The sequence below is a fragment of the Aeromonas sp. 604282 genome (assembly GCF_049170575.1).
Classification (GTDB): domain Bacteria; phylum Pseudomonadota; class Gammaproteobacteria; order Enterobacterales; family Aeromonadaceae; genus Aeromonas; species Aeromonas veronii_A.
The window spans coordinates 262,462-282,159 of record NZ_JAAKMV010000002.1; the positions used below are offsets into that span (position 1 = coordinate 262,462).

The window sequence follows — 19,698 nt, forward strand, 5'->3', positions numbered from 1 at the left end:
GCATATCAAGGGCGGTTTCTTTTATTTGGTGTATTGTTTTTCCCGAGTCCGGGCTACTGCTCTGGCAAGTTGAGATCCAGCTTGGCTGTCGGTTGGCCATTTTGTTGATTTTCAGCCTGAGCGGCTGCCAGCGCACGTTTAAAGGCACGCCGTTTTTGCATCACCACAAAACCGGCGCCCCCCAGCAACACCAGTAGAACCCCGCCCCCAACCAGTAGCCAAAGCAGCCATCCCATTCCCTCTTCAGGCAAAGCCTCGACTGACTCGGCGCTGGAAATCGGAGCAGCTGCCGACGCCACCTCTGCGGGAGGCGGTGGAGGCGGGAAGATATTGAAGGTCTTTACCGGTAATTCGATTTTCAGCTCGCGCCCCAGGCGAGTGGTGCCATAGAGGGTCGCTTTCACCTCATGTTGCCCCACCTCTTTGATGACAGAGAGATCAATATCAAGCTTGGGGGCGCTGGCGGTCTCGCTGAACTCGTAGAGGCCGCCCACATTGCTGGTCACACTCCCCTTGATCACCACGGAGGCGGGATCCAGCTCATCACGGTCGATTAGCAGTGAGAGCTTGGCACCCAGCTCTTCCGAAGGCGGCGCCAGGTTATAGCTGAACGGATAGGGATAAAGCAGCACATCCTGATAGCGGGCACGGACAAACACCTGATTACCGGTGCTGAACATGGCGCGGTATTTGCCAGCGGGAATATCTTGCAGCGTCGCCTCTGCAGTCATGATACCGTCACCCGGCACCTCATCGAGCCCTTTTCCATCATCGTGGTAACGGCCAAGCTCCTGATCCAGCACCACCTGTTGCTGAGCAGCATCACTGAATGATTGCAGCTTGACCGTCATCCCCAGGTCAGAGAGGTAGTATTTATCTTGCGGTGGCTGGCCATTGATCAGCAACCATGACTTGAGCTTGACCACCTCTCCCTGATAGAGCTGCATCGGCAAGGCGGCGATATCGAGCCGGATATCGGAGAGGATACGAACCCGATTGTCGGGATCTACCTCCCCAATCGCCTGCCAGGGGCCCGGCATCGGATTGCGCAGGGTAATAAGATCATGTTCCGGCAGGGCCAGCCAACCCACATCGGCGGGTTTGGCCTTTCCCACGTAAAGCTTGCTGCCATCGGGACGCACCAGGATCACCGAAGGAGTGCCCGCTTTGCGTTTGATAATGAAGGTGATCTCCTTCACACCGTAATCGATGCGAAAGCGGTTATCGAGCATGGGAATGTCAGAAGGTGCGAACACCTCGGTCGCCATAGCCCCAAGCGACATCAACAACAACAGGGAAGCCCACCACTTGCTCATTGCCGCCACAGACAGCTCCCTCCCTTCTTCTGTACCAGGTCGAGTCGAGCCTCGTGCTGGGCCTGAACCTCGGCACTGGCACGGATCACCTTGAGCGCAGGCCGGTTGCTCTCCAGCCGGCGAATGCTGGTGTCCTGATTGCTCTCGTTTTCACTGCTTTCTGTAGCCAGATTGAGTTTGGTCTGGCCACCGGTCATCAACAGATAGACGTCAGCCAGGATCTCCGCATCAAGCAAGGCCCCGTGCAGAGTACGGTGAGAGTTGTCGATACCGTAGCGATCACACAGCACATCCAAGTTGTTGCGCTTTCCGGGGAAGAGATCCCGGGCCATCGCCAGGGTATCTGTGATAGTACAGATATCCGCCGTCTTGAAGTTGAGTCCGAGCTTGCTGAACTCGTAGTCCATAAAGCTCACGTCAAACGGTGCGTTATGGGCGATCAGTTCGGCGCCCCGGATAAACTCGAGGAACTCGTCGGCAATCTGGCTAAACGACGGCTTGTCCCGCAGAAACTCGTCGGTGATACCATGCACCTGTACCGCTTCCGGGTCGACCGGACGATCAGGTTTTATATAAACGTGATAGTGGTTACCGGTCAGCTTGCGGTTGATCACCTCCACACAGCCGATTTCGATGATGCGATGGCCAAGGTAAACGGGGCCACCACCGGTATTCATACCTGTGGTTTCGGTATCCAGAATGATCTGGCGATTCAGTTGGGGTGTGTTCATGATCCAATCTATGTCAAACTTCGGCTTTACTCGCTAGTTTACCCCAAGCCTCTGGCTAAAACAGATTGATTGCTCATGTTAAAACAGATTGATTTATTCACGGATGGCTCCTGCCTTGGCAACCCGGGCCCGGGTGGCTATGGCGCAGTCATGGTTTATGGCAAACACCGCAAGGAAATTTCAGCCGGCTTCAAACTGACCACCAATAACCGGATGGAGCTGATGGCCGCCATCATGGGGCTTCGAACCCTCAACGAACCGTGCAAGGTGCGCCTCACCACTGATAGCCAATATGTGCGCCAGGGGATCACCCAGTGGATCATCGGCTGGAAAAAGAAGGGGTGGATGACCGCCAATCGTCAACCGGTCAAAAATGTCGACCTCTGGAAAGCGCTGGATGCGGAAGTGGGTCGTCATCAGATCGAGTGGCTATGGGTCAAAGGGCATTCCGGCCACCCGGAGAACGAACGGTGCGACGAGCTGGCCAGAGATGCCGCATGCGGCAAGGATCTGGCCGAAGATACCGGCTACCAGCCCTGACGGGCCATGCCCGGTGTGGCGAGAGATTTGGGCAGTTGCCAGCGACGCCGCACCGGGATCAGTGGAAAGCGCCGTTTGCGGGCAGCAATAACGTATACCGATGCAAACGCTCTGCAATAGTCCCGCCCGATACTCTCCCGCCACCAGCTGTGCCAGCTCTGTTTACCCATAAACGAGTAACCGAAACGCTCGTCGAACATCACTTCACACCCTAGTAAATGGAGCCAGTCGATGACTCGCCCGGGGGTAAACATCCGCGCCGACCAGGGCAACTTGCGCCGTAAAAAAGGGATACAGTGGCCAATCCCCACCAAACTCACCGGATTGTAACCACTGATAATCAGCCAGCCATCATCGGTCAGTACCCTTTCGGCTTCACGCAATACCTGATGGGGATCGGCTGAAAAATCGAGGCAGTGAGCCAGCAGACAGGCATCGACGCTACCGGTTCGCACCGGCAGCTCGAGGGGATCGCCATAAATGTCCAGCAGTCGCCCCTCGGGCGAGACGCCCACCTGATGACGAATGGATGAACATTTGCAGGAGAGCTCCGCGCTCAGAGCTCCTACCTTGAGCAAGTGATATCCGAACAAGTTGGGGCACCAGCTGTCGAGCCGCTCCTGAATTTCGGCCGCCACCCAGTCACCCATAGGCAGCGCTGACCAGCTGGTCGGGATCTCGATTTGTTGTTCGGTACGTGCCACCTGCATAATAGGGTTCAACTCGCGGTTTCGAACGCCATCCTGTTATATAAGATACCCTCCCTAAAGAGAAGCAGACTCATGTATCCAGTGATCACAGTTCCAGCCTTTAATGACAACTACATCTGGTTGATCCGCCACGAAAATCACTGTCTGGTGGTCGATCCGGGTGATGCCGCCCCCGTGCTGGAGCGGCTCGAGGCATTGGGTCTGGTGCTCGACGCCATCCTGCTCACCCATCACCATCACGACCATGTCGGGGGCGTCACCGGCCTGCTCAGCCACTTTCCCCATGCCCGGCTATATGGCCCCAAACTTGACCCCATGCCGGATCATCACGGTCAGTGGCTGGAAGATGGCGATCAGATTAACTGGCACGGCCTCGCCCTCGAGGTGATCCATGTGCCCGGCCACACCCGTGGCCATATCGCTTACCATGGCAACGGCATGCTTTTTTGTGGTGACACCCTCTTCTCGGCCGGTTGTGGCCGTCTGTTCGAAGGGACACCGGAACAGATGTACCACTCGTTACAGCGCCTTGCCGCCCTGCCCGACGAGACCCTGATCTACTGCGCCCATGAGTACACACTCTCCAACCTGCGCTTTGCCTATGCAGTTGAACCGGACAATCCGGCGATCCGTGATCAGATCGGACTGATCAGCAAACTGCGGCAACAAGGGCTGCCAAGCCTGCCCACCCGGCTGGAGGATGAGCGCAAGTTTAATGTTTTTCTGCGCTGCGAGCTCGATTCGGTAAAATTTTCTGCTGAAAAGAAGGGGCTAAAATGCGTGGAAAATCCGGTAGATACCTTTACGATCTTGCGTCAATGGAAGGATGTTTTTTGAACAAACCTTGATCAGGAGGGGATTGCCCCTTATGATGCCGGCTGTTTTTCTTAAAAATGACCGGAACGAGATGAAGGTACGAACGGCCTTATTGGCAGCGCTGTTGCTCAGCGGCTGCCAAAACCTGAGCCATCAGGATGACCGGGCGCTAACGGCAATCGAGCCGATCAAGTCCCCCCAGGTCAAGAAAAAAGCGCATAAAAAACACTCTTCCCATTTCCTGTTTGGCGATGAACAGCTGGATGAAATGGAAGAGACAGACAATCTGTGGGTGCGTATCAGCGATGATATGCAACTGGAAACTCCGGACAACCCGCGCATCCGCCAGCAACGTGAGTGGCTGTTGCGCAATGATAAGCATCTGGCGACCATTGCCAGCCGGGCTGAACCCTACCTCTATCTGATGGTAGAGGAGATTGAACGGCGTGAGCTGCCAATGGAGCTTATTACTGTCCCGATGATCGAGAGCATGTTTGATCCCCATGCCCGATCCCGCAGCAATGCCGTCGGTCTGTGGCAGTTTGTGCCAGCGACAGGCAGAAACTTCGGTCTGCGCCACGACAACTGGTATGACGGACGGCGTGATGTGCTGGCCTCCACCAATGCGGCGCTCGACTATCTGGAATACCTGAACCGCTTCTTTGACGGCGACTGGCTGCAAACGCTGGCCGCCTACAATGCCGGTGAAGGACGGGTGCGCAACGCCATCCAGCGTAACCAGCGCGCAGGCAAACCGACCGACTACTGGTCACTCGATCTGCCGCGCGAAACCCGGATGTATGTGCCCAAGATCCTCGCCATGGCTGACATGATCAGCAATGCGGACAAGTACAATATCCAGTTGCCGGTGCTCGCCAACGAGCCGAAGCTGCGAGTGGTGGAGACCGGCAGCCAGATCGATCTGAACGTGGCCGCCCAACTGGCAGGTCTGCGCACGTCACAGCTCAAGGAGGTCAATCCGGCCCTGAGCCGTGGCGTGATGTCGCCCCGTGGCCCTTACCGCCTGCTGGTACCGGTAGAATATGCCGATACCCTGGAGCTGGCACTGGCCGATCTGCCCAAGAGCGAGCGTATTCGTACCCGCTCCTATCAGGTCACCAGTGGCGATACTCTGTCACGCATCGCCCAGAATCATGGCGTCAGCGTGAGTGAGCTGAAGCTGGCTAACAATCTGCGCAGCAACAACCTGCGTCGCGGTCAGCAACTGGTGATCCCGACCCACGGTCAGGTCAGCAGCAAGGCCAGTTCCGCCAGCAAACCGCAGCAGCTGGCAAGCCGTGGCAGCAGCCAGAAGGCCAAGGTCAGTTACAAGGTGCGCTCGGGTGACAACCTGTGGAGTATCAGCCAGGCACACGGCGTCTCCCACGAAGAGCTCGCCAAGTGGAATGGTCTGAATGCCAAGTCGGCGCTCAAGCCAGGCATGAAGCTGGTGGTCTATCCCAAGCAAGGGAAGAAGAGCGACAAATCGATGGTGTATCAGGTTCGCCGTGGCGACTCCATCTCCTCCATCGCGGCTCGCTTCCAGGTGGCCATCAACGATGTGATGCGCTGGAACCAGCTGGATAAAGGGGATTACCTTAAGCCCGGCCAGGAGCTGACCCTGTTTGTGAAGAACAACAGCTAAGCCTCACCGCTTGAACCCGATAAAAAACGGGGCCAGTCAGATGACTGGCCCCGTTTTTTATTACTGCGGCTAACCGCTGCTGTGTCTGAGCCACCGACTAAAACAATGACTTGGCGCCGCCTGCGGATGCATCATCACTCTGCAGGCAAAACTATCACCGCTATTCCCAGAGCCTTGTCGGCACAACCAGCAACACAGTGCGCTGGCCGATCGCCACATTGGCATTGGGGAAAACCACCGCCTCACGCGGCTTTTCCACCATGTAGCGCAGCTCACCATCCTCGGCCAGTGCGAACCCTTGGGGGAATTCGGTGAAGTTGTCCACATCGCTGGCGAACAGGAAGCGAAAGTCCGCTGATTTTTTGGTGATCACCCGATCGATAGCAAACAGGGTGAAATCATCCGCCCGCCACGGCTCCAGCACCACCTCATCCTGAGTGACCAGCTCCTGCAGCGCTTGGCGGGTTTCGATAAAGCGGGTCATGTCGTTCTCACCAAATGGCCGGACCTTGCCCAGCTCCACCGTAAAGGCGTGGGCCCCATGCTGGCGTGAGCTGTAGTAGCTGAAAGTAGTGGTCGGGCTGGCGGAAAGCAGAATGGTACGCACCCCACAGGCGCCGAGGAACTGCACCTGCTCGCGGCAGTGGGGCCGCTCGTGGGGAAAGGGGTAGACGGCGAACTTCTCGTGGCGCGAACCGCGAATGGCGGTGTGCAGATCGTAGTGGTAACGGGGACGAGCCGGATCGGCAAAGAAGCGGCTCACATACTGCTCGAGGCGCATGGCGCGGATCCGCTCCCGATTGCAGAGCCCCTCCCCCTTGCTGTGGGCGCCAGAGAAGAGCCGGTTCATGTTCTCCTCCACCTCCCGCAGCCCCAGATTCATCGCCGCCGGATTGCCAAACAGGAACAGCACCCGATGGCGGGCGCTCAGCTCGCCAGAGAGCAGACGGCTCAGCAGCTGGTTGCAGATCTCGATGGGGGCGGTCTCGTTGCCGTGAATACCGCAGGAGAGGACGATATCCTTGCGCCCCCCCGGCTGGCCGCCCGCGCCACTGGCAGGCTCCAGACAGATGACACCGGTATCCCAGACGCTGACTTGCGTGCCATCCGGCAGCGCAAAATCAAAGGGATCGAGCAGCCACTCGTGGCTGCGGGTCATGGCCAAAAAATCGTGCTGGGGAATCATCCGTCTCACCCTCTTGCGCTGGAACACTATGGCCGGATTATACGCAAGGCATCGCGGCTTAAAATCGCTTTTTAAACAAATTCAAACATTAACAACACAATTGTGATAACAATCGAGCGACGACAGCGAGGTGCTATAGCAATGTGAAATAAAGAGAAGAGGAAAGAGGATCAACGCACAACAGGGGGAAAACGAGGGGAGATAAAACAGACTATTACCCGCCTGATGGCTGGGCGCCACAGGGGCAAAGCAGAAAACGGATCAGCAGAAAAACGAGGCATCCATGCCCGGCTGATCAACCACGCCAGAACGGCTTGTTGGTCTCTTGATAACGGTCAGCTTCGTTCAGGCCGATGTCTTTGAGCAGGTACTCGGGCAGCTCGGAGAGCTGGCGACGGCTGCGGCTGCGCTCCAGCCAGGTCAGAACGGTCATTTTAACGCGAGCAACCAGATTCAATTGGCTGGAATGCTGGTAACCGGTTTCGGTATAAGTCATGTTGGCCATGATGCGGCTCCTCTGAATATTTGTTTACGCACTGGGCTTCAATTTGATGCGCAAAGCTTAGTCAGGGAGTCAGACCGACTCAATTGACGAATTTTGATACGTTACATTAGTAAATCTAATGTCTAAAAACGGCAGGATTTAATTTTAACGCTTTGATTTTAAACAACTAATTATTTTAACGGTTGGCCAGCAGAGTCGCACAGCATATTGTGCTGCATGGCACCCATCTATATATGCATTTTGCTGCTTTACATATGCAGGGACGAGCAAGGTGTGAACAGCTGGCAACAGCGGAGTTACACGAAATTGTTAATTTAATGATCTTGTGGCGATCTTTGTTTAACATACTGAAACATAAATAAAACCATCACCGTATCCCCATTCAGAGGCGCACATTACACCCTCCCCAAAGTGCCTCTTGGCACTCCAGCCGCATACTGGTATGTTTATTTATACAGTAGTTTTGCTACCCGCAGCAGATGTCATACCTGATGTCGTCAACAGCGGGTCAGACCACAGGATCATCGATGGATACCTTTACCCCTACCGCCGCCCTGCGTCAACAGATGGCCGCCATTGAAACCTCTCTCAACCAGCTGGCCGATCTGCTTGGCCAGCTCGAGCTGCAGGAGGCCCATGTCTATCCCCTCCCCCCGGTGGCGCAGGGGGAAGAGCACGACCCGATCGAGCAAATTGAGGTGGGCTATCTCAACGGTGAAGCCGCACTGGCGGCCACCCTCGCCGCTTATCGGGACCACAGCGCCCGCCCCGGCTGCTCCACCAAGGCGACTCACCGGCTGCCCGGCTGGTTGCGCTTTCCTGCCGCCGCCGCCCCGCAGCTCCAGCCGCTGGTTGAGGAGATCAACCAGCGCAAGCTTGATTTCAAGGGGCTGGTGCAACAGGCGGGGGGACGGGATGAGAAGTTCGAGCTGGTACATACCGCCCTGCCCGGGGTGATCACCCTGCAGGTCTACCGCAAGCTGACCCTGTTGGCGGGGGAGCTCCACTCCCTCGGTTTTACCTGGGCCGACAAGCAGACCATCAATCGCCTCACCCGCGAACAGGTGCTGGAGATGCTGGAGCGCAGTCGTCGCTATATACCGGCCCTCTCCAACAACGAGGAGTGGAGCAAGATGGTGGATCAGGAGGTGTACGACATTCGCCGCCTGCCCGCCGATGCCGAGCTGCGGATCCGCCGCCCGGTCAAGACCCACCCGATGATCAACCTGCTCTGGCAGGATCGCACCCCGCGCAAGCAGCAGATCAAGGCGAGTCTGCCGCTGCTGCTCTGCTCGGACAGCCCGCCCGCAGTCACCCATCTGGGCAACTATCCCCCCAAGAGCCGGCAGGCGCGGCGGGATCGCAAGATTGGCGGCGAGCCCATCATCGAGCGGCTGCACCTCTACCTCTATCAGGGCTAACGCGACGAGCCCGCTAAAACCGGCACGCAGAAACAACAGAGGGGAGCACATCGGCAAGATGTGCTCCCCTCTTCCATATGGCATAGCCATGTCGCCGGTGATATAGCGGATCAGCTCATCAGCAGGGCCCGCAAGCTCTCCACATCCAGCCCGCGCACCTCGGACTGGCCACTCAGCAGACCATCGGCCAGCGCCCGCTTCTCGTCGTGCAGGGCGACAATCTTCTCCTCCACCGTCTGCTCGCACACCAGCCGATAGACGGTCACTGGCTGGGTCTGACCCATCCGGTGGGCCCGATCGCTCGCCTGATCTTCCACCGCCGGGTTCCACCAGGGATCGAGGTGCAGCACGGTATCGGCCTGGGTGAGGTTAAGACCGGTGCCCCCCGCCTTGAGGCTGATGAGAAAGAGCGGTACCGCCTCGTGGCGAAAACGCAGGATGGAGTCCTGCCGCGCCTTGGCCGAACAGCCGCCATCCAGATAGCAGTAGTCCCAGGACTTCTGCTCGATGCGGGCACGCAGCAGGCTCAGCAGATCGACAAACTGGCTGAACACCAGCACCCGATGACCGCCATCGATCGCCTCCTCCAGCAGCGCCATCGCCTCATCCAGCTTGCTGCTGGTCTGCGACCACTCTGGCATCACCAGCTCCGGCGAACAGCAGAGCCGGCGCAGTCGGGTTAACCCGCTCAACACGTGCATCAGGGCACGGCCATCGGCACTTTGCACCTGCTGCACCACCTCGCGCCGGGTCGCCTCGTAGAGCTGACGCTCCTCGGGGGAGAGGCTGATGTGGTGAATGATCTCGGTCTTGTCCGGCAGCTCGGTCAACACCTCCTGCTTGAGGCGGCGCAGGATAAAGGGGCTGATCACCGCCCGCAGCAAGGCCATGTGCTGGGGATCCTTGACCGCCTTGCCAAAGCGGCGCTTGAACTCGCCGAGACTGCCGAGCAGCCCCGGGTTGATAAAGGTGAAAAGACTCCACAACTCGCCCAGATGGTTCTCGATGGGGGTGCCGGAGAGCGCGAGGCGGAAATCGCCGTCGAGCTGGAACAGCAGCTTGGCGCGCTGGGTACCGGCGTTTTTGATCTGCTGCGCCTCATCGAGCACCATGGAAGACCAGCGGCGTGCCTTGAGCGCCTCCGCCAGACTGCCGAGCATGCCGTAGTTGATGAGGATCACCTGCCCCGCTTTGGCATCGCGAATAATGCGCTCGCGCTCGGCGGGATTGTCAAAGATCACCACCTCCAGCTCGGGGGCGAAACGGGCGACCTCCTCCTGCCAGTTGGTGACTACCGACTTGGGCACCACCACCAGCGCCGGCCCCAGATGCTGGCGCATCCGCAGGACGATCAAGGCCTGCAGCGTCTTGCCAAGACCCATATCATCGGCCAGGCAGGCGCCAAAGCCGTGATGGGCCAGGGTCGCCATCCAGCGCACCCCCTCCTTCTGGTAATCCCGCAGCGCGGTGAGCAGCTCGGGCGGGCAGGAGACCTCCTGCTGCCACTCCTGCTGCAGGGATTGCCACGCCGCGTCCCCCTCGGTGGTAATGACCGAGAGCAGACGGGTGAGCGGGTAAGCCAACTTGTGGTTGATGCGCTGCTCTTCGTCGAGCATGGCCCCCAGCATGGAGAGCCGCTCCACCAGCTTGTCGCTCAGCATCAGGCTGGTTTTTTCGTCGAGCTGGACGGTGCGCTGGCCCGGGGTCAACTGGCGCAGGATCAGGCGCAAGTCGAGGATCTGGTGTTCATCAAGGGCGAGCGCCCCCTCTACCTGAAACCAGTCCTGACGCCGCTCGATGCGCAGGCTCAGGGCCGCCTCATCGAGACTCTTGAGGCGCGCGCTGTCCTGATGCCAGTGAATGACCACACCGGCATCCACCAGCTCGGGCAGGGCATTGACCAGCGCCAGCGCCTGCTCTCCTTCGAGGCGCCACTCGCTGCCGGGCAGATCGATGGGAAGCTGGTTGCGCAGCAGTTGGGCCTGCCCCTTCTCGGCGGCAAGATCGCGCTGCCAGTAGTGGTTGCCCTTGATCCCCTGACGGATGATGGTCTCCCCCTTGCCCAGAGGCTGGGGAGGCAGCTCGTCAAAACGGGTCACCAGCTTGACCGCCAGCTGACCATCCTGCCAATCGAGCTGCACCGAAGGAATGCCCGGCCAGGGGGCCAGTTCGGCATTGCCGTGCAATCCCTCAACCTGGCTGTGCCAGGGCAGATCGGCGATCCCGTCCAGGGTGCGCTGCAACTCGCTCATCCCCTCGGCGGGCAGCAGCGGGATGGATTCGAGCGCCGGCAAGCGGTCGAGCAGCGGCTGCGGGGTGAGGATGAGCTGCCACAGATCCTGCGCCAGCGGCATGATGTGAGCGCCGCGCGCGGCTGCAGCGGGGATCAGCAAAGCGCTCATCCCCTCTTCGGTCGCCACAATTTGCAGCAGCGGCGCCGTGATGGCGAGTTGCAGCTTCTGCCCCTTGGCGTTGAACAGGCGCGGATGGTCGGCGAGCGGCGCCCAGACATCCCGGGGCAAGCGCCCCATCACCCGCGGCAGGGTGCGAACCACCGCCCAGTCGTGCTCATCAAGCAGCGCTGCATACTGGGTGGAGAGCAGGGTGGGATCGACCCGGCGGCCCGCCGTCCACTCCCCCTTGGTGCTGAGCTTCTGGATCTTGCACTCCAGCTCGGGGCCATCGGCATGAAGCAGCCAGACCAGCCGCTCCTGCGGCTTGCGAACGCCACTGGCGCGGCCCAGCCCCTGCAGCCAGTTGAGCCAGCTGGCGGAGGCGGCCCCCTTCTCCTCGCCGCCTTCCTCTTCTGGCTCTTCGTCTTCGGCCTCGCTGTTGCGCAGCTGGCAGAGTGGCGCCCCTTTGGCCCCCTCTCCCAGCAGCAGGCGCAGCAGATCCTGACAAAACGCCATCAGCCGATGATGGGGTTCGGCGTCAAGCAGGTGGGAGAGATCCCACTTGTGCAGCATGGCCACCTGCGCGCTCTGGGCGCCGTGACGGGCCAGCGCGCAGAGATCGAGCCAGAGATAGCCCCAGTGCAGCTCCTCCACCGGCAGTTGCAGGGTATCGAACAGCCCGACCGCCTGCCCATGCCGCTCACCGGCCCACTGGCTGAGCAGATCGGCCAGCAGCGGAAATTGTCCGCCAAGGCTGCGCTGCCACTTCTTGCGCTGCTCGCTGGCAATGACGGGGTCTGCCTGCTGCAACCAGCCGAGCCAGAGCAAAGCACTGAAGGCACGCGGCCACTGCCCCTCATGACCCTCGGCCTGCCACTGGCCCAGAGCCGTGAGCAACCGCTCACCCAGAGGGCCACACTCCCCCTGCGAGGCAACCGCCTGCAGGGCAGGCCACAACAGGCTGGAATCGGTGCTTTCGCCATCCCCACAGAGCCAGCGCCACTCCGCCTCAAACGCCTTACCTTGCGCCTGCACCTCGGGGGCACAGCGCACTAGCGCATTGGCCAGCGGCCAGCGCTCTTCATAAGGGGCATCGAGCAGCAGCTGCAGCGAGAAGTGCTCCAGCAACAGTTGCTGCCAGGCGGGGCTGGAACCCGCCAGCAGCAGATGGGCATCTGCGGTATCGAGCAGTGTGAGCAGATCACCGGGAGAGAAGAAAGCCGGGATCTCGCCCGCCTTGCCCCTGCAAAGCTCGCGCACCAGCCCGTGAACCAGATCCTGGCCGGTCACCGAGGAGACCCGGCTCCAGTCAGGGGCAGCACAAAGCCCAGCCCGCACCCCCAGGATCAGCGCAAGCGTCCCCTCTGCAGTCAGGCTCCACTGCTGCTCCCCGCGCAATCTGACAAGGCCGGCGTCATGGAGCCGGGTCAGGTGGCTGGCGAGCTCATGGCCCGCCCCCAGCGTATCTTGTAACAGACGGGTACTGGCGACACGCTGCAGTTGCAAGGCACTGAGCAGCAGATAACTATCCGAGGAGAGGGTGGAGGCAGACATCAAGACTCACGGGCAGATGCAAAAGCGGAATTTTAACGGGAAAGCGTCAGCCACTCGACCCTTTACCGTGAAATAACTCAAAAAAAAAACGGCCATCCGTGATGACCGTCGAAAGTAACGAAGGAAATAGCCGGATCATCCGGTTACCTCCCACAGCGGGAAAATCGGGAGCGCTAGCCCCTAATTCGTGAGGCCAATGCTAGAGGTTGACGTATTAAAAAGCTTTGAAGCGGATCACAATTGAAAAGGATTTCTGAAAACGCTTTCAATATTTGGCGACCAAAAGAGATTATTTTGCGCCAAATGAACCATCTTCAGCCTGGCCTTTCTCTCGTCTCGGCATGGATCCCCATATCCCAATGTCCATTCAGTACTCGACGGGTTCTCTTTACACTGACTGCCTGCATGCGCGGCACATCACTGACTGTTGGTAGCTGAGCGATTGCCCTTGTCCGGAGCATTGGCAGACTGATCTGGCCAGCACGCTCGGTTCTCGGCCAGTTACGAGGGCTGCGTGGCAACTCACCGGTTGCAAGAAACGGGGTTCCATCCGACCGGCTTGCCCGGACTGTGATTGATCGATAGGATGTGCCCCATTCCAAGAAGGCAGGAGCAACATGATTTTGCGACAACGCGTGGCGACAAGACTCCTGCTGCTGGTCTGCATTCTGCTGCTCAATTGTGCACTCCAGCCGCTGACCAGGCTGGCTCAGCTGGAGATAGCCGCTGGCTGCCATATGCTGACCGCCCCATCCTCCGCCATCGATGTCGATGAGGATGGCCGCGCCGCAACGCCGCAACCCGGCAGTTGCCAGCTCAACGGCAAGTGGCTCAGTGCCGCCAGCCTGCAATGCGCCGAACAGATCTTCTTTGCCATCGCATTCCTGATCGGCCTGCTGGCACCACTGCCCCGTTGCTCGCCCCCCCTCCCCCCACCCAGAAATATCTCTCCGCCAGAACGGCGGCTTCATCTCACCCTTTGTGTCTGGCGAGAATGAGTCAGTCGCGGCTTAAACAACCCTGACTTTCATTTTCAAGAGACAACACCATGTCAAACATCTTCAAGACTGCCCTCTTGCTGGGCAGCCTGCTGTGGCAATCCATCGGATTGGCCAGCGATACCGGCTGGCTCACCAGCCCCCGCAACGATCACGCACAAATCCGGCTGCAAGCAGATAGCCGGGATCCGGCACAGCCCCGGGTGCTGCTCAGTCTGGCACTCGAGTCCGGCTGGAAAACCTATTGGCAAAACCCGGGTGAAGGGGGGATTGCCCCTGAAATTCTTTGGGATGACCCCCAACTCACTCAACAATGGCACTGGCCAGTGCCAGAGCGATTCGCGGTCAGCGGCATGTCGACCCAGGGGTATCAGCAGGCCGTCACCTTTCCCATCAGCCTTGGGCATGGCAACCGCAAAGAGTTGAACGGCACATTACGCCTTTCAACCTGCAGCAACGTCTGCATCCTGACCGACTACCCTTTTGCCCTTGCTCTGGATGGTACGGCACCGGACGGGTTCGATCTTACCTATGCACAGGCGATGAGCAAGCTGCCACAAGCCATGCCCAAGAGCGTCAACCTCCAGGCTGGCTACCAGCAAAACCGGCTACAGCTGAGCGCTAAGCAGCAAGAGGGGTGGCGGGCTCCGCAGATTTTCCTCCAGCAGCTGGAGGGGGTCGAGTTTGGCGAGCCCAGCCTGGAGGTGCAGGGCAATACCCTGATTGCCCGCATTCCGGTCAGCGATGGCTGGCAAGGGGATGCACCGGATATCCGTCATCAGCAATTGGGCGTGGTACTGGTCAATGGTGATGAAGCCTGGCAGCGCCAGGTCACCATAGGTGATCCCCTGCCACTACCCGCTGGTGGCCACTCGCTGCGCTGGATCCTGGGGGCTGCACTGCTTGGTGGGCTTATTCTCAACCTGATGCCCTGTGTGTTGCCGGTGCTGGCCCTCAAGCTGGGATCAGTACTGCAACTGGAGACCCGTGAGCGTCGCCCGGTTCGCTTGCAGTTCCTGGCGGCAAGCGCAGGTATCCTGGTCTCCTTTTGGACGCTGGCACTGATGAGCACCCTGCTGCGCGCCACCCAGGGGGCCGTCGGCTGGGGTATCCAGTTCCAGAGCGTCTGGTTTATCGGCTTCATGGTCGTGGTGACCTTGCTGTTCTGTGCCAACCTGCTGGGGCTGTTCGAGATCAGGTTATCCAGCAATGTCAACACCCGCCTGGCAACCGCAGGTGGCAACGGCATGGCCGGTCACTTTCTGCAGGGCTGCTTTGCCACTCTGCTGGCAACACCCTGCTCCGCCCCTTTCCTTGGCACCGCAGTCGCCTTTGCGCTCGGGGCACCATCCGGTCAACTCTGGCTTGTCTTTACCGCACTGGGGATTGGCATGAGCCTGCCATGGCTGCTCATCGCCGCCCTGCCCCGTCTCGCGCTTTGGCTGCCAAAACCGGGACGCTGGATGGGGCGCCTGCGCATCCTGCTCGGCCTGATGATGCTGTGCTCCAGCCTCTGGCTGCTCAGCCTGCTTGGCAACCATATCGGCCATAACAGGGTAGTGATCCTGATGGTGCTGATATTGGTGGCCCTGCTGCTGGCGGTCGTATGGCGCCACGGTATTCGCGGTGTAACCCTGGGGCTGGCGCTGGGCTGCTTGCTGGTCGCCGCCCTGCTGCTCGGCAGCGCCTTCACCATGGAGGGCAAACCACCACAGGATAACGTCAACTGGCAGCCTCTCTCGGAGCTGGCCATCCAGGACGCCCTGGCACAACACAAGCGGGTCTTCGTCGATGTGACCGCCGACTGGTGCATCACCTGCAAAGCCAACAAATTCAACGTGCTGCTGCGCGATGATGTGCAACGAGCCCTGAGTGCCCCCGATGTGGTGGCCTTGCGCGGGGACTGGAGCCGCCCCTCCGACAGCATCGCCAGCTTCTTGCGCCAACGCGGCAGTGTGGCCATTCCTTTCAACCAAATCTATGGCCCCGGGCTACCAGGTGGCGAGATCCTCTCTCCGCTGCTGGATCGTGCAACTCTGCTGGCCACTCTGGAGCAAGCTGCGCACGCCCCTGTTCAAGGAGAAACAAGATGAGATATATCCTGCTCATACAGACCCTGCCGGGAGAGCGGGGCATACCCGCAGCGCAAGGGGGAAATTATCGGCAATCGGCTGATCTCCCTCATATAGCGCTCGGGGGCAACGTCAAAAACGCACTGGTCATCAAGGGGCAGTCATGACAGCAACATCATCCCGGATCCTCCGTCTGCGCCGCTGGAGCAAGGAAGCACTCTGGCTGCTGTTGGCGGTGATTATCTCGACAGCGCTGGACCTCTGGCGCAGTCCGGCGCTGCCAGAGGGAAGCCCGCTGCCTCAACTGCTGTTGCAAGATGGCACTCTGGCCGACCTGCAGACAATGAGTCGGGACAGACCACTGCTGATCTATTACTGGGCCAGCTGGTGCGCAGTCTGCCGTGTTACCACACCGACAGTGGAGCAGCTATGGCGAGACGGCGAAAACGTGCTGACAGTGGCGCTGCGCTCCGGCGACCCAGCCAGGTTGCAGCAGGGGATAGCCAGGAAGGGGCTGACCTTCCCGACCCACAATGATGAGCATGGCGACCTTGCCGCCCGCTGGCAGGTGAGCGTCACCCCCAGCTTCCTCATCATCAAGCAGGGTAAAGTGGTGAGCACCACCACTGGCTGGAGCTCTGGCCCGGGACTGAAACTGCGGTTGGCCTGGGCCAGCCTCGGCTAACTCGGCCCGCCTGGGAACACCATTGCGGCCCCTCTTCCCGCTGAAGAGGGGCCGCAATGGTATCGTTCTGACCTCGATTCAGAAAAAGGCCGGAGCCCGCAGCTACGCTGTTTAGCTTTTCCCCACCGGTGATGGCATCTTGCCAAACCAGTGCTCCGACAGTTTCTGCGCCTGTTTGACCTCCGGCTTGGTCATCGCTGCTTCCAGCTCGTCGCGAGCCTGCACCGCCTCCGGCATCCCTTCTGTTGCTGCCAATGACAGCCAGGCATAGGCATGTACCCGGTTACGCGGAGCCCCCAGTCCCTCTTCACGCATGGTTCCCATCCGGTATTGCGCCATACGATCACCCTGTTGGGCCGCCTGCCGATACTGCTTGAGTGCCAACGCGTAATCTTCTTTACCCCCTTGCCCCAAACGCAGCATTTCACCGTAGGCATAGAGTGCAGCCCTATTCCCTTTCCGGGCGGCCTTGGCATAGCTGGCTCTGGCCTGCTCCAGTTCACCTTGCTCCTGCTGCAGTGCTGCCAGATCGAACCATGCCCTGGTCACACCACCGTCAGCAGCACGCATTAACCAGTGGATCTGCTGCTCCCGGTCTACCTGCTGCAAACTCAATTGATATTCGGCCTCATGGGAACCGTGTGCAGCGGCCAGCTCCAGCCAGTAACGGCCCAAAGCAGGGTCTGCTGATACCAACTCCCCGGCCAGATAAGCCTGGCCAAGCCAGAGCTCGGCTTCAGCAGAACCGGCATTGGCAGCCCGTTGATAGGCAGCGAACCCATGGATAGGGGCGGCCTGTCTGGCTTGCTTTAGCAAAGCGTCCGGTTGCTGCTGGGCTGCTGCCTTGTCGTTCCAGCGCTGCGCAAGATCCGGCCGTTTGGCGACCCCTTTACCTTGCGCATAGCGCTCGCCCAGCAGGTACTGGGCATCACGGTTGCCAAGCTCTGCGGACCGTTCAAGCCACTTGACGGCATCCGTATCGGCCCCCGGTTGGGTGCTGTACCAGCGGGCCAGTACCAGCTGAGCGTCAGCATGATCCCGCTTGGCGGCCTGCTCGAACCAGTCGAGGCATTCACTCACCAGTTTGCCTTGATGCTGCTCCTGGCACATCACGCCCAGTCGATAACTGGCATGGGTGTTGCCAAGCCGCGCAGAGCGTTGCCACCACTGGGTAGCGAGCGCCGGATTTTTGGGCTCACCGAGCCCGGCCTGATACCAGTCACCCACTTGCCACGCAGCGTTGGCGCGGATCTGCTGATCGGCAGCCAAGGGGCCCGACTGCTCAGCCGCTTGCTGCATCCAGTGCATGGCATTGGGGTAATCGGGTTGGGTTGCCAGCCGTCTGGCCAGCTCATATTGGGCGCGGCCATCCCCCTGCTTTGCAGCTTGGGATAGCTCGGCGTCAGTGCGTGGCGCCGTGGCAGAGCAGGCGGTTAAGATGCTGGCGGTCAGTGCCAGCCATAGGGCTCGATGGGTCATGAGAAATTCTTCGCAGAGTGAAAAAGGGGCGAATAAAACAGGGCCGGTTACAGGTAGTGCAATTATTGGTCAATCAAGGGGCAGAAAAGCTGAATTACAGCTTCTTTGTCCCCATGTCTCAATAACCAAACTCCTTACGGCTCGCAGCTTCAATCACTTTATAGTGCGGCAACGCTCGCGTGATATCACCAAGTACACGTTGATATTCCTCCGGCTTGCTAAATACGAGTGCGTATTCCCCTCCGCTATACGGGATCTCCATGATTTCCATACCACACAGCTTGCCAAAAACTGATATTTCACCTGAGCCCTTAAAAATACCCCCATAATGGCGGATCCTTGGCTTCATATTGGTGATTTTAAAGGCGAGAAATGCACCCGCACCCGCACCCGCTCCGGCCAGTGCCAGCGGCCCCACCAAGCCAACAGCGATGATGCTGCCCACAATCAACAAGCCACCAATCCCGCGTGCAATGGTGTAAGCCACTTCCGGGATTTTGTCCTGCTGGGTGTAGTAGATCCCCTTGGCAGTCATTCGGTAGTGATAGAGCTGGTTGGGGTCAGTTAAGTACCGCGAAAAAATAACACCCCACACACCCAGTATTAAAAGCACCCAAATTAACGGCCAAGGATTCTGACTATCGCTATTAATAAAAACCATTAATGCAATTAGCCAACACACACCACCCATTAACAGTGACGATGACCATGCTGCTCGCGGGGCATGGTCAATATGCCACTCATATAAAACCGGCTCCTTTTGCAATTCAAGGTATTGCTCGCTGTAGTAGTGGTTGGCGCTATCAGCCTCTGGACTCTCTACGCTCTGCCGTTCTGTGGCGTCACACATCTTATTTCAACTCTTTATTTGGCCTCTGAGCAGGTTGAGGCAGCATCAACATAGCCTCTCAACCTGTTCACCCTCTGAATTCACGATACGTAAAGACTTCTCTTTCATTATGATTCGGGGTGAACTGCCTGGCTATTTTGTAAACATGATCAAAATCATCAGCATTGCAGTTAATCACTATGTGATTAACTAACTTAAAGGGTGAGCTTTCAATAATGAACGCATTATCCTTTCTATATGACTTCAATGTTCCTTCTGCGGTATAAAGTGCACCTAAATACTTTATTTCCGGCTTCATATTAGTGATTTTAAAAGCCAGAAATGCACCTGCACCTGCACCGGCAAGCGCCAGCGGGCCAACCAAGCCTACTGCGATGATGCTACCCACAATCAGCAAGCCACCAATCCCGCGCATAATGGTGTAAGCCACTTCCGGGATCTTGTCCTGCTGGGTGTAGTAGATCCCCTTGGCAGTCATTCGGTAGTGATAGAGCTGGTTGGGGTCAGTTAAGTAGCGCGAAAAAATAACACCCCAGCCCCCCAGAATTAAAAGCACCCAAATTAACGGCCAAGGGTTCTTACTATCACTATTAATAAACACCATTAATGCAATTAGCCAACACACACCTCCCATTAATAGTGACGATGACCATGCAGCTCGCGGGGCATGGTCAATCTGCCACTCATATAAAACCGGCTCCTTTTGCAATTCAAGATATTGCTCGCTGTAGTAGTGGTTGGCGCCATCAGCCTCTGCACTCTCTGCGTTCTGCTTGTGCTCTGTGGTGTCACTCATC

16 protein-coding genes are annotated in these 19,698 nt (G+C 58.7%); 7 read left to right on the forward strand and 9 right to left on the reverse strand.

Annotated features, from left to right (window positions below; all coding sequences use genetic code 11):
* Positions 1-53: 53 nt before the first annotated feature.
* Together G5367_RS04225 and dnaQ are read right to left on the reverse strand one after the other, a co-directional pair.
* A complete protein-coding gene (locus G5367_RS04225; protein ID WP_337072861.1) occupies positions 54-1,316 on the reverse strand; it encodes a TIGR03503 family protein in 1,263 nt (420 codons plus the stop codon).
* On the reverse strand, positions 1,313-2,047 hold the full coding sequence (gene dnaQ / locus G5367_RS04230) for a DNA polymerase III subunit epsilon (RefSeq protein WP_005347274.1): 735 nt from the start codon (positions 2,045-2,047) through the stop codon (positions 1,313-1,315). Before dnaQ ends, G5367_RS04225 begins: the two co-directional genes overlap by 4 nt.
* Positions 2,048-2,122: 75 nt before the next feature.
* Between dnaQ and rnhA the strand changes: the two genes are divergently transcribed.
* Positions 2,123-2,587, forward strand: a complete 465-nt coding sequence (gene rnhA / locus G5367_RS04235) for a ribonuclease HI (RefSeq protein WP_288728516.1) — start codon at positions 2,123-2,125, stop codon at positions 2,585-2,587.
* Here the strand turns inward: rnhA and G5367_RS04240 are convergent.
* Entirely contained in the window at positions 2,575-3,297 is a 723-nt protein-coding gene (locus tag G5367_RS04240) for a methyltransferase domain-containing protein (RefSeq protein ID WP_337072813.1), read from the reverse strand. The genes rnhA and G5367_RS04240 overlap by 13 nt on opposite strands.
* Positions 3,298-3,369: 72 nt before the next feature.
* On the opposite strand from G5367_RS04240, the gene gloB reads away from it, so the two are divergent.
* Both gloB and G5367_RS04250 read left to right on the forward strand, forming a co-directional pair.
* Positions 3,370-4,134: a hydroxyacylglutathione hydrolase gene (gene gloB / locus G5367_RS04245; RefSeq protein WP_421211855.1), complete on the forward strand. Its 765-nt coding sequence runs from the start codon at positions 3,370-3,372 to the stop codon at positions 4,132-4,134.
* Between the two features lie 70 nt (positions 4,135-4,204).
* Positions 4,205-5,758: a lytic transglycosylase gene (locus G5367_RS04250; RefSeq protein ID WP_216978394.1), complete on the forward strand. Its 1,554-nt coding sequence runs from the start codon at positions 4,205-4,207 to the stop codon at positions 5,756-5,758.
* 160 nt (positions 5,759-5,918) lie between these two features.
* On the opposite strand, the gene astE is transcribed toward G5367_RS04250, so the two are convergent.
* Both astE and G5367_RS04260 read right to left on the reverse strand, forming a co-directional pair.
* Positions 5,919-6,944, reverse strand: coding sequence for a succinylglutamate desuccinylase (gene astE, locus G5367_RS04255; protein WP_421243912.1), 1,026 nt, complete (start codon positions 6,942-6,944; stop codon positions 5,919-5,921).
* Positions 6,945-7,239: 295 nt separating this feature from the next.
* Entirely contained in the window at positions 7,240-7,449 is a 210-nt protein-coding gene (locus G5367_RS04260; protein ID WP_167573177.1) for a DUF1127 domain-containing protein, read from the reverse strand.
* Positions 7,450-7,976: 527 nt separating this feature from the next.
* On the opposite strand from G5367_RS04260, the gene G5367_RS04265 reads away from it, so the two are divergent.
* Entirely contained in the window at positions 7,977-8,870 is an 894-nt protein-coding gene (locus G5367_RS04265) for a DNA replication terminus site-binding protein (protein ID WP_421243913.1), read from the forward strand.
* Positions 8,871-8,980: 110 nt separating this feature from the next.
* Here G5367_RS04265 and G5367_RS04270 read toward each other — a convergent pair whose 3' ends face one another.
* Entirely contained in the window at positions 8,981-12,817 is a 3,837-nt protein-coding gene (locus G5367_RS04270; RefSeq protein WP_421243914.1) for an SNF2-related protein, read from the reverse strand.
* Positions 12,818-13,434: 617 nt separating this feature from the next.
* Between G5367_RS04270 and G5367_RS04275 the strand changes: the two genes are divergently transcribed.
* The 3 genes from G5367_RS04275 (at position 13,435) to G5367_RS04285 (ending at position 16,572) form a co-directional block, all read left to right on the forward strand.
* Positions 13,435-13,815, forward strand: a complete 381-nt coding sequence (locus tag G5367_RS04275; RefSeq protein ID WP_421243915.1) for a hypothetical protein — start codon at positions 13,435-13,437, stop codon at positions 13,813-13,815.
* 50 nt (positions 13,816-13,865) lie between these two features.
* Complete coding sequence (locus G5367_RS04280; protein ID WP_421243916.1) at positions 13,866-15,908, forward strand: protein-disulfide reductase DsbD family protein; 2,043 nt, start codon at positions 13,866-13,868, stop codon at positions 15,906-15,908.
* Positions 15,909-16,050: 142 nt separating this feature from the next.
* Positions 16,051-16,572 carry a protein disulfide oxidoreductase gene (locus G5367_RS04285; protein ID WP_421243917.1) on the forward strand — a complete coding sequence of 174 codons (522 nt, stop codon included), beginning with the start codon at positions 16,051-16,053 and terminating at the stop codon, positions 16,570-16,572.
* Positions 16,573-16,683: 111 nt separating this feature from the next.
* On the opposite strand, the gene G5367_RS04290 is transcribed toward G5367_RS04285, so the two are convergent.
* The 3 genes from G5367_RS04290 to G5367_RS04300 all read right to left on the reverse strand — a co-directional run bounded on the left by G5367_RS04290 (position 16,684) and on the right by G5367_RS04300 (position 19,697).
* The gene (locus G5367_RS04290) at positions 16,684-18,051 is read right to left on the reverse strand and encodes a tetratricopeptide repeat protein (RefSeq protein WP_421243918.1); all 1,368 of its coding nucleotides are present in this window, start codon (positions 18,049-18,051) and stop codon (positions 16,684-16,686) included.
* A 118-nt stretch (positions 18,052-18,169) separates the two neighbouring features.
* Positions 18,170-18,901: a hypothetical protein gene (locus G5367_RS04295; RefSeq protein ID WP_421243919.1), complete on the reverse strand. Its 732-nt coding sequence runs from the start codon at positions 18,899-18,901 to the stop codon at positions 18,170-18,172.
* 67 nt (positions 18,902-18,968) lie between these two features.
* Positions 18,969-19,697, reverse strand: coding sequence for a hypothetical protein (locus G5367_RS04300; RefSeq protein ID WP_421243920.1), 729 nt, complete (start codon positions 19,695-19,697; stop codon positions 18,969-18,971).
* Between the last annotated feature and the right edge of the window lies 1 nt (position 19,698).

Bases quoted from the DNA above. Each gene is read 5' to 3' on its own strand.
- G5367_RS04300 (WP_421243920.1), bottom strand. From the start codon at position 19,697: ATGAGTGACACCACAGAGCACAAGCAGAACGCAGAGAGTGCAGAGGCT.
- G5367_RS04225 (WP_337072861.1), bottom strand. From the start codon at position 1,316: ATGAGCAAGTGGTGGGCTTCCCTGTTGTTGTTGATGTCGCTTGGGGCT.
- G5367_RS04250 (WP_216978394.1), top strand. From the start codon at position 4,205: ATGAAGGTACGAACGGCCTTATTGGCAGCGCTGTTGCTCAGCGGCTGC.
- astE (WP_421243912.1), bottom strand. From the start codon at position 6,944: ATGATTCCCCAGCACGATTTTTTGGCCATGACCCGCAGCCACGAGTGG.
- G5367_RS04275 (WP_421243915.1), top strand. From the start codon at position 13,435: ATGATTTTGCGACAACGCGTGGCGACAAGACTCCTGCTGCTGGTCTGC.
- gloB (WP_421211855.1), top strand. From the start codon at position 3,370: ATGTATCCAGTGATCACAGTTCCAGCCTTTAATGACAACTACATCTGG.
- G5367_RS04240 (WP_337072813.1), bottom strand. From the start codon at position 3,297: ATGCAGGTGGCACGTACCGAACAACAAATCGAGATCCCGACCAGCTGG.
- G5367_RS04260 (WP_167573177.1), bottom strand. From the start codon at position 7,449: ATGGCCAACATGACTTATACCGAAACCGGTTACCAGCATTCCAGCCAA.
- G5367_RS04285 (WP_421243917.1), top strand. From the start codon at position 16,051: ATGACAGCAACATCATCCCGGATCCTCCGTCTGCGCCGCTGGAGCAAG.
- G5367_RS04270 (WP_421243914.1), bottom strand. From the start codon at position 12,817: ATGTCTGCCTCCACCCTCTCCTCGGATAGTTATCTGCTGCTCAGTGCC.
- G5367_RS04280 (WP_421243916.1), top strand. From the start codon at position 13,866: ATGTCAAACATCTTCAAGACTGCCCTCTTGCTGGGCAGCCTGCTGTGG.
- G5367_RS04290 (WP_421243918.1), bottom strand. From the start codon at position 18,051: ATGACCCATCGAGCCCTATGGCTGGCACTGACCGCCAGCATCTTAACC.
- G5367_RS04265 (WP_421243913.1), top strand. From the start codon at position 7,977: ATGGATACCTTTACCCCTACCGCCGCCCTGCGTCAACAGATGGCCGCC.
- dnaQ (WP_005347274.1), bottom strand. From the start codon at position 2,047: ATGAACACACCCCAACTGAATCGCCAGATCATTCTGGATACCGAAACC.
- G5367_RS04295 (WP_421243919.1), bottom strand. From the start codon at position 18,901: ATGTGTGACGCCACAGAACGGCAGAGCGTAGAGAGTCCAGAGGCTGAT.
- rnhA (WP_288728516.1), top strand. From the start codon at position 2,123: ATGTTAAAACAGATTGATTTATTCACGGATGGCTCCTGCCTTGGCAAC.